At 53.7% G+C, this 8,248-nt stretch carries 10 protein-coding genes; 2 read left to right on the top strand and 8 right to left on the bottom strand.

Annotated elements, in window-relative coordinates; all coding sequences use genetic code 11:
- A partial coding sequence (gene yihA, locus VN114_RS00805) for a ribosome biogenesis GTP-binding protein YihA/YsxC (RefSeq protein WP_325511007.1) occupies nt 1-708 on the top strand: 708 nt, incomplete at its 5' end.
- Nucleotides 709-904: 196 nt separating this feature from the next.
- On the top strand, nt 905-1,918 hold the full coding sequence (gene hemB, locus VN114_RS00800; RefSeq protein ID WP_325511005.1) for a porphobilinogen synthase: 1,014 nt from the start codon (nt 905-907) through the stop codon (nt 1,916-1,918).
- A 62-nt stretch (nt 1,919-1,980) separates the two neighbouring features.
- Here the strand turns inward: hemB and VN114_RS00795 are convergent, their stop codons facing one another.
- The 8 genes from VN114_RS00795 to rpsM all read right to left on the bottom strand — a co-directional run bounded on the left by VN114_RS00795 (nt 1,981) and on the right by rpsM (nt 8,232).
- The gene (locus VN114_RS00795; RefSeq protein WP_325511003.1) at nt 1,981-2,619 is read right to left on the bottom strand and encodes a peroxiredoxin; all 639 of its coding nucleotides are present in this window, start codon (nt 2,617-2,619) and stop codon (nt 1,981-1,983) included.
- A gap of 122 nt (nt 2,620-2,741) precedes the next feature.
- Entirely contained in the window at nt 2,742-4,511 is a 1,770-nt protein-coding gene (dsbD, locus tag VN114_RS00790; RefSeq protein ID WP_414694174.1) for a protein-disulfide reductase DsbD, read from the bottom strand.
- 64 nt (nt 4,512-4,575) lie between these two features.
- Nucleotides 4,576-4,923 carry a divalent-cation tolerance protein CutA gene (cutA, locus tag VN114_RS00785; RefSeq protein ID WP_325511001.1) on the bottom strand — a complete coding sequence of 116 codons (348 nt, stop codon included), beginning with the start codon at nt 4,921-4,923 and terminating at the stop codon, nt 4,576-4,578.
- A gap of 127 nt (nt 4,924-5,050) precedes the next feature.
- Nucleotides 5,051-5,446 carry a 50S ribosomal protein L17 gene (rplQ, locus tag VN114_RS00780; protein ID WP_325510999.1) on the bottom strand — a complete coding sequence of 132 codons (396 nt, stop codon included), beginning with the start codon at nt 5,444-5,446 and terminating at the stop codon, nt 5,051-5,053.
- A 130-nt stretch (nt 5,447-5,576) separates the two neighbouring features.
- Nucleotides 5,577-6,554 carry a DNA-directed RNA polymerase subunit alpha gene (locus VN114_RS00775; RefSeq protein WP_325510997.1) on the bottom strand — a complete coding sequence of 326 codons (978 nt, stop codon included), beginning with the start codon at nt 6,552-6,554 and terminating at the stop codon, nt 5,577-5,579.
- Nucleotides 6,555-6,647: 93 nt separating this feature from the next.
- On the bottom strand, nt 6,648-7,271 hold the full coding sequence (rpsD, locus tag VN114_RS00770) for a 30S ribosomal protein S4 (RefSeq protein WP_325510995.1): 624 nt from the start codon (nt 7,269-7,271) through the stop codon (nt 6,648-6,650).
- Between the two features lie 148 nt (nt 7,272-7,419).
- Nucleotides 7,420-7,824: a 30S ribosomal protein S11 gene (rpsK, locus tag VN114_RS00765; RefSeq protein WP_007875349.1), complete on the bottom strand. Its 405-nt coding sequence runs from the start codon at nt 7,822-7,824 to the stop codon at nt 7,420-7,422.
- 42 nt (nt 7,825-7,866) lie between these two features.
- Nucleotides 7,867-8,232 carry a 30S ribosomal protein S13 gene (gene rpsM, locus VN114_RS00760; protein ID WP_325510990.1) on the bottom strand — a complete coding sequence of 122 codons (366 nt, stop codon included), beginning with the start codon at nt 8,230-8,232 and terminating at the stop codon, nt 7,867-7,869.
- Nucleotides 8,233-8,248: the final 16 nt, after the last annotated feature.

The following is an 8,248-nucleotide window of genomic DNA, read 5'->3' as shown; positions in this document are numbered from 1 at the left end:
CGCTTCTTCACCACGGTGAATCATCTCCGTGATTTGCCAAATACACAAGTTCCCGAGATCGCCTTTGCCGGCCGCTCGAACGCCGGCAAATCCACGGCCATCAATATTCTGGCCAACCAGAAAAAACTGGCATTCGCCTCCAAAACACCGGGACGGACGCAGCATATCAATTATTTTTCGATCGGCGGTGCGCACGTCGGTCAGCATCGCAAGGATGAAATCCGCGTCGATGAGATCCGCGCCCTGCTGGTCGACCTGCCGGGCTATGGTTATGCAGAGGTGTCGGGATCAGCCAAATTGCACTGGCAGGCTTTGCTCGGCGACTACGTGCAACGGCGCGAGCAACTTGCAGCGTTGGTTTTGATTGTTGATTCACGCCGACCTTTTACGGATCTGGATATCCAGATGCTGGAATGGTTTGCACCGACCGGCAAACCGATTCACTGTCTGTTGACGAAATCGGACAAGCTCAACCGCAACGAAGCCGCCAATGCCCTGAGATCCGCGCGCACCTTGCTGGATAGCTATGTCGATCAGGATGGCCAGTCGTTCCCGTTCACCGCCCAGATGTTTTCCGCGCTGAAGCGTGACGGCATTGAAGAAGCCAATGACAAGATTCTGGAATTGCTGGGATTGAACGTGCCCGCTGACGAGCCCGACAATGGCATCGCTGGAAACACCAATACGGATGCGCGAGAGCTAGAATAACCTGAATAAAAAAAGCCCTGGAGAAAGGGGAGTATCTCCAGGGCAATAACGCCATATCGCTGTTGTGGCGATGCGGCCCCGCTCAGGGAGGAGAAGCGGGAGATGCAAAGCATCTGCTATCTAGGATGAACCTGCAGCGAAAAAGTTTCACGGGTTCTGCGCTTTTTTAACGATCCGCATTTTGTCGAAGGCCGCCATGTCCAAACCTTTATCCAGTGCACAATTCCCGGCCAACCGGATGCGTCGCATGCGCAAGGACGCATTTTCGCGCGCGATGATGCGCGAGAATGTCATCACGCCATCTGACCTGATCTATCCGGTTTTCATTACCGAAGGCGAGAACCAGCGTGAAAAAGTTTCATCGATGCCAGGTGTCGAGCGGCTATCTGTCGATCTACTGTTGAACGTGGCAGAAGAATGCGTTGCCCTGCACATTCCGGTGCTGGCCTTGTTCCCGGTCATCGGCGCATCGCTGAAAACTCCGGACGGCATCGAAGCGACCAATCCCGATGGCCTGGTGCCGCGCGCTGTACGCGAACTGAAAAAGCGTTTTCCGGAGCTCGGCATCCTGACCGACATTGCCCTCGATCCTTACACCAGTCACGGGCAGGACGGCGTGCTCAACGCGCATGGCTATGTACTCAACGACGAAACCTGCGCCATCCTCACGCGACAAGCGTTGACGCATGCCGAAGCCGGCGTGGATATCGTCGCGCCGTCGGACATGATGGACGGCCGCATCGGCGCCATCCGCTCCGCACTGGAATCGAACCACCACATTTACACACGCATCATGGCGTATTCCGCCAAATACGCGTCCGCCTTTTACGGCCCGTTTCGCGACGCAGTCGGTTCGTCCGCGACACTCGGCAAGAGCGACAAGATGACTTACCAGATGGATCCTGCCAACAGCGACGAGGCACTGCGCGAAGTCGCGCTGGATATCGCCGAAGGCGCCGACATGGTCATGGTCAAACCCGGCATGCCGTATCTTGATATCGTGCGTCGCGTAAAAGACGAGTTCAAGGTACCCACCTTCGCCTATCAGGTCAGTGGCGAATACGCGATGATCAAGGCCGCATCGCAGAATGGCTGGATCGATCACGACAAGGCGATGATGGAATCGATGATGGCGTTCAAGCGTGCCGGTGCAGATGGTGTGCTCACCTATTTCGCACGCGATATTGCACGCCGTTTGAAATCAAACTAAACCAATGCCGTGGCCGTAAAAAAAGCGCCTTCAAGAGGCGCTTTTTTATTTCTGCTTGTTTTTTATTTATTAGGTTGCGGCGTCAGGCGCAGATAAGGACGCTCTGCCTTGAAGCCTTTCGGATACTTCTGCTTGATGACGGCCTCATCCTGAATGGTCAGCGGAATAATGACATCATCGCCGTCGCGCCAGTTGCCCGGCGTTGCCACCGTGTAGCCATCGGTCAGTTGCAAGGCATCGATCACGCGCAACACTTCGTCGAAGTTGCGTCCGGTGCTCATCGGATAGGTAATCGTCAAACGAATCTTCTTTTGCGGATCGATGACGAACAGCGATCGCACCGTCGCCGTTGCCGACTGATTCGGGTGAATCATGTCGTACAACGTCGAGACGGTTTTATCCGCATCCGCAATGATCGGAAAACCGACCACCGTTTTTTGCGTGGCTTCGATGTCCTTGATCCAGTCGATGTGTTTTTCCGCAGGATCTACCGACAGTGCAATAGCCTTGACGTTGCGCTTGTCGAACTCGGGTTTCAGCTTTGCCGTCAATCCCAGCTCCGTCGTGCAAACCGGCGTGAAATCGGCCGGATGCGAAAACAGTACAACCCACGAGTCGCCGGCCCATTCATGAAACTTGATTTTGCCTGCAGAAGAATTCTGTTCGAAATCAGGAGCGGTATCGCCCAAACGTAATGTCATTATTTTCTCCTTTGCATTGCATGATCGATATCTGACTATAGCCGGATCGGATCGGTTTCCCAACGATAGTTATCTACTATACAAATAACACAAAGCTATGATCTTGCCATGGATATTCTGGTTCAAGGCTGCCGGATTCGCTCCAGCGACTGCGTGAACTTGTCGGCATTCTGAAACCCGATGACACGTCCGCCGGAAATTTCCCTGCCTTCCCGATCGAAGAAAATAATACCCGGCGGACCGAATAATTTGAAACGCCGCAGCATCTCTTTGTCGTCCGCGTCGTTTTTCGTTACGTCCACCTGCAGCAGAACCATATCGGCAAGTCGGGCACGAACACGCGGATCGGGAAACGTCAGTTTCTCCATTTCAATACACGATACACACCAGTCTGCGTAAAAATCCAGCATCACATATTTTCCCGCGGATTGCGCCAAGACACTGTCCAGATCAGCCACCGTCTTGACGCGTGCAAACGTAACGTGGCTGCCTTGCTCTGCCTGCATATGTGACAGCGGCGTCAACGGATCGCGTCCGCCCGTCGCAACGCCGACCAATTGCAATAAACCGAGCGCCGTAAAAACCACGCCGATTGCCTTGGAAAACCAGCCCCCTTGTGCGCCCCACAGCACGTAAGCACCATAACCAATGCCGATCGCTGCCCAACCCAGCATCTGCGCACTACCTGGGATCACCGGCGACACCATCCATAGCGCCACGCCCAACATCAATACGCCGAAGAAACGCTTTACCGCATTCATCCAGTTACCGGCGCGTGGCAGCAATACGCCAGCCGACAGCCCCAGCAACAGCAACGGTACGCTCATGCCAATTGCCATCGCGAATAAGGCGCTCGCGCCAATCACGACGTCGCGCGTCTGGCTGATATAAATCAATGCGCCGGCCAGAGGTGCGGCTACACACGGCCCCACAATCAACGCCGATATCGCACCCATTACGAAGACGCCGAACAGCTTGCCGACGGATTGTTGACCGGATACCTGCGTCAATCTTGTCTGGATCGCTGCCGGCATCTGCAATTGATAAATGTCGAACATCGACAAGGCCAGCACGATCATCAACAGCGCGAAAACGCTCAACACCCATGGATTCTGCAAAGCGGCTGCCAGCCCCTCACCGATCAGACCCGCGGCAGTACCCAGCGCGGTATAGACAATCGCCATCCCCAATGAATAGACAAGTGCCAGGACGAAACCGCGACCGCGTTTGACTTGCGTCCCCTCGCCCACAATGATGCCGGAAAGTATCGGCATCATCGGCAAGACACAAGGCGTGAATGCCAGCCCAAGACCCAGCAGCAGGAAGAGCGGAATGATCGTCAGCAACCTGCCGCTTTTCAGTGAGCGCTCGATCGCCCCTTCTTCAGAATCCAGCGACGCTTGCGGTGCCGCATTGATATCCGAAGCCTGGCTATGCGGTGCCGCATCGGAGCCCCCCCCATCGACGCTCAATTGCGCCTTCGATTCCATCGGCGGATAACACAAACCTTTATCCGCGCATCCCTGACTGGTGACAAACAGCGTGAAAGGTCCGGCGGTTTCGACCGGAATACGAATCGTCACTGACGTGTGATACGTCTCGACTTCCTTTTGAAAGGTTTCGTCGTACTTGATTTTTCCTGGAGGAACAAGCGGTTCGCCCAGCGTGGCACCGTTTGCCCGGAATGCAAACCGCTCACGATAAAGATAATAGCCATCTGCCACCGCAAAATGGACGGCGATCGTTTTTGCATCGAGCATTTTTGCTGAAAACTTGAATGCGACATCCGGCGCAAGATATTCTTCATCCGCATGCGCGGTGGACGCAAGTGCGCCGCTCACCATCAGCGCGACCAAAGTCAGGCGGATAAACATCCACAATGTGGAGATCATCTCCCTCACTATCTGTGGCGATCGCCTCGTTCCATGCAAACCTGAACTGTGCAACACACTTCCGTTATACATCGTCATCCCTTGTTGTCTTCGCAATCCATTCAAGATACGCCGGCAATCCTGCAGCGATCGGCAATGCAATGATTTCCGGTACATCGTACGGATGCATGGCCTTGATTGCATGCTCCACATCTGCGTAACGCGATTGTACGGTCTTGATCAGCAACATCACTTCCGTCGCCTCTTCCACCGCAGATGGCCACCGATAGACGGAGCGAACGGCAGGCAGAATATTTACGCACGCGGCAAGACGTTGTTCGACAAGTCGGTGTGCAATTTCTGCAGCCACTTTCTCATCGGGCACATTGCTCAACACAAGCAAACTGGCAGAGGTTTCTCGGAAATCGCTCATGATCTTAGTACGTTCGCACGATTGAGATAGTTACAGGTGGCCGACAATTTATCGTCAAAAACAAAAAAGCCAGACAATGTCTGGCTTTTATTGATTGCTGCAACAGCATGATTGCTGTTCGGACGACTTATTCGCCGCTGTTGTCTTCAACAGCTTCGGTGTTGTCTGGACGATCGACCAGTTCAACGAATGCCATCGGTGCATTGTCGCCAACGCGGAAACCCATTTTCAGGATACGCAGATAGCCGCCGTTACGAGTTGCGTAACGTGGGCCCAGTTCCGAGAACAGTTTGCCGACGATTTCGCGGTCACGCAGACGGTTGAATGCCAGACGCTTGTTTGCCAGCGTGTCGGTCTTGCCCAAAGTCAGGATAGGCTCAACAACGCGACGCAATTCTTTTGCCTTTGGCAGCGTGGTTTTGATTGCTTCGTGACGCAACAACGAAACAGTCATGTTGCGGAGCATCGCGAGGCGGTGCGAGGAAGTACGATTCAGCTTACGGAGGCCGTGACGGTGACGCATGGTAATTCCTTTCAGTTTTGAGTTTAAATCCAGTTCTTCTATCGACGCTTTTGGTGCCGCGGACCGGTATCTATTAAATAATTACAACAACAAATGTGCGGAACAGGATTTTACCCTGTTCCGGTTCACATTATTTTTCAAGGCCGGCTGGCGGCCAGTTTTCCAGTTTCATGCCCAACGTCAAACCGCGTGATGCCAGTACTTCCTTGATTTCATTCAGGGACTTACGGCCGAGATTAGGCGTTTTCAGCAGTTCGTTCTCGCTACGCTGGATCAGATCACCAATGTAGTAAATGTTTTCTGCTTTCAGGCAGTTTGCCGAACGGACCGTCAGTTCCAGATCGTCGACCGGACGCAACAGGATCGGATCGACTGCAGGTGCACGCGATGGCGCATCTGCCGGCGCTTCGGTACCTTCGAGTGCAGCGAACACGTTCAACTGATCGACCAGAACGCGTGCCGATTGACGGATCGCTTCTTCCGGCGTGATGACGCCGTTGGTTTCAATGTTGATAACCAGCTTGTCCAGATCGGTACGTTGTTCGACACGTGCCGATTCAACAGCGTACGACACACGACGGACAGGCGAAAACGACGCATCCAGAATGATGCGGCCGATCGTTTTGTTGGTGTCTTCCGACAGACGACGCACGTTACCTGGAACATAGCCACGGCCTTTTTCGACCTTGATCTGCATGTCGAGTTTGCCGCCGGCGGTCAGGTGAGCAATCACGTGATCCGGGTTGATCAGTTCAACGTCGTGTGGCAGTTCGATATCGGATGCGAGAACAGCGCCTTCGCCTTCCTTCTTCAAGGTCAGCGTAACGTCATCGCGATTGTGCAACTTGAAGACAACGCCTTTCAGGTTCAGCAGCAGATCAACGACGTCTTCCTGCACACCGTCCAGCGACGAATATTCATGTACAACACCGGCGATCGTCACTTCGGTTGGCGCATAGCCAATCATCGACGACAGCAGAACGCGGCGCAACGCGTTGCCGAGCGTGTGACCATAGCCACGTTCAAACGGCTCCATCACGACTTTTGCGTGACCGGCGCCGAGCACTTCGACTTCAATGATACGTGGCTTCAACAAACTGTTTTGCATTTAATGTCCTTTTCAATACCCTCGGCTCATTACACCGATAAGGCTGATGGCATTACAAGAAAAGCCCACCAGAAGGCGGGCCGGGATTCAGAATTAACGGGAATACAATTCGACGATCAGCGATTCATTGACGTCGTTGGCGATTTCGCTGCGGTCAGGAACGGACTTGAAAGTACCTTCCATTTTCTTCGCATCGACGGAAACCCACGATGGCATGCCGATTTGCTCAGCCAGCGACAGCGCTTCAACGATACGCGTCTGCTTTTTCGCTTTTTCACGAACAGCGACGACATCGCCTGGTTTGACTTGATACGAAGCGATGTTGACGACGATACCGTTGACGGTAAACGCTTTGTGCGAGACCAATTGACGGCCTTCAGCACGGGTCGAACCGAAGCCCATGCGATAAACGACGTTGTCGAGACGGCCTTCCAGCAGTTTCAACAATGTTTCACCGGTGTTGCCTTTGCGACGATCGGCTTCGGCAAAGTAGCGACGGAACTGACGCTCCAACACGCCGTACATGCGCTTGACCTTTTGTTTTTCACGCAATTGATTGCCGTAGTCAGAGGTACGAGCACCGGAAGTGCGACCATGTTGACCAGGTTTGGAATCAAGTTTGCATTTCGAATCGAGCGAACGACGTGCGCTCTTCAGAAACAGATCTGTACCCTCGCGACGCGAGAGTTTTGCTTTAGGTCCGATATAACGTGCCACGGTATTTTCCTTTGTTAAATGACGCCCCTCAATGATCGGGCGCTAGTCTGATCTGCCTGCTATCAGACGGTGGGCTTAAGAACAAAACCCGCCAAGGGCATTGGCGGGTAGATACGACAGCAGCCGGCCGAAGCCGGCATACAACTGCTTAGATTCGACGACGCTTCGGAGGACGGCAGCCGTTGTGCGGAACTGGTGTCACGTCCTGGATCTGGGTGATCTTGATGCCCAGATTGTTCAGTGCGCGTACAGCCGATTCACGACCTGGACCTGGGCCCTTGATGCGAACTTCCAGATTCTTGATACCGCATTCGATCGCTACTTTACCTGCCGCTTCCGCTGCGACCTGCGCTGCGAATGGGGTCGATTTACGCGAACCCTTGAAGCCTGCACCGCCCGACGTTGCCCACGACAGAGCATTGCCTTGACGATCGGTAATCGTGATGATGGTGTTGTTAAAAGAAGCGTGAACGTGAGCGATACCTTCCGCAACGTTCTTCTTAACTTTTTTACGCACACGTGCTGCTGCGGCGTTATTCGGTGCTTTTGCCATTATAAATTTCCTTGAATCCCGACTAGGGGTTGCCTGTTTGGATTATTTCTTCAGCGATTGCGCTGCTTTACGCGGACCTTTACGGGTGCGCGCGTTGGTACGCGTACGCTGACCACGAACAGGCAAGCCTTTGCGATGACGCAGGCCGCGGTAGCAACCCAGATCCATCAAGCGCTTGATGTTCATCGACAGTTCACGGCGCAAATCGCCTTCGACGATGAACTTGGCGATTTCGTCACGCAGCTTCTCGAGCTCGTTATCGTCCAGGTCCTTGACTTTTTTTGTCGTCGGAACACCAGTGGTGTCGCAAATCACTTGCGCACGTGGACGGCCAATACCATAAATTGCGGTCAGACCGATTACGGTATGTTGATGGTTGGGGATATTCACCCCTGCGATACGTGCCATTCGTTATTCCTCAATC

It is taken from the genome of Oxalicibacterium sp. (assembly GCF_035565035.1).
Taxonomy (GTDB): domain Bacteria; phylum Pseudomonadota; class Gammaproteobacteria; order Burkholderiales; family Burkholderiaceae_D; genus Oxalicibacterium.
This window is presented reverse-complemented; position numbering and strand designations above follow the sequence as displayed.

What these genes read in the sequence shown, in the direction of transcription:
- hemB (WP_325511005.1), top strand. Translation starts at nt 905, where the DNA reads ATGTCCAAACCTTTATCCAGTGCACAATTCCCGGCCAACCGGATGCGT.
- VN114_RS00795 (WP_325511003.1), bottom strand. Translation starts at nt 2,619, where the DNA reads ATGACATTACGTTTGGGCGATACCGCTCCTGATTTCGAACAGAATTCT.
- dsbD (WP_414694174.1), bottom strand. Translation starts at nt 4,511, where the DNA reads ATGATCTCCACATTGTGGATGTTTATCCGCCTGACTTTGGTCGCGCTG.
- cutA (WP_325511001.1), bottom strand. Translation starts at nt 4,923, where the DNA reads ATGAGCGATTTCCGAGAAACCTCTGCCAGTTTGCTTGTGTTGAGCAAT.
- rplQ (WP_325510999.1), bottom strand. Translation starts at nt 5,446, where the DNA reads ATGCGTCACCGTCACGGCCTCCGTAAGCTGAATCGTACTTCCTCGCAC.
- VN114_RS00775 (WP_325510997.1), bottom strand. Translation starts at nt 6,554, where the DNA reads ATGCAAAACAGTTTGTTGAAGCCACGTATCATTGAAGTCGAAGTGCTC.
- rpsK (WP_007875349.1), bottom strand. Translation starts at nt 7,824, where the DNA reads ATGGCAAAAGCACCGAATAACGCCGCAGCAGCACGTGTGCGTAAAAAA.
- rpsM (WP_325510990.1), bottom strand. Translation starts at nt 8,232, where the DNA reads ATGGCACGTATCGCAGGGGTGAATATCCCCAACCATCAACATACCGTA.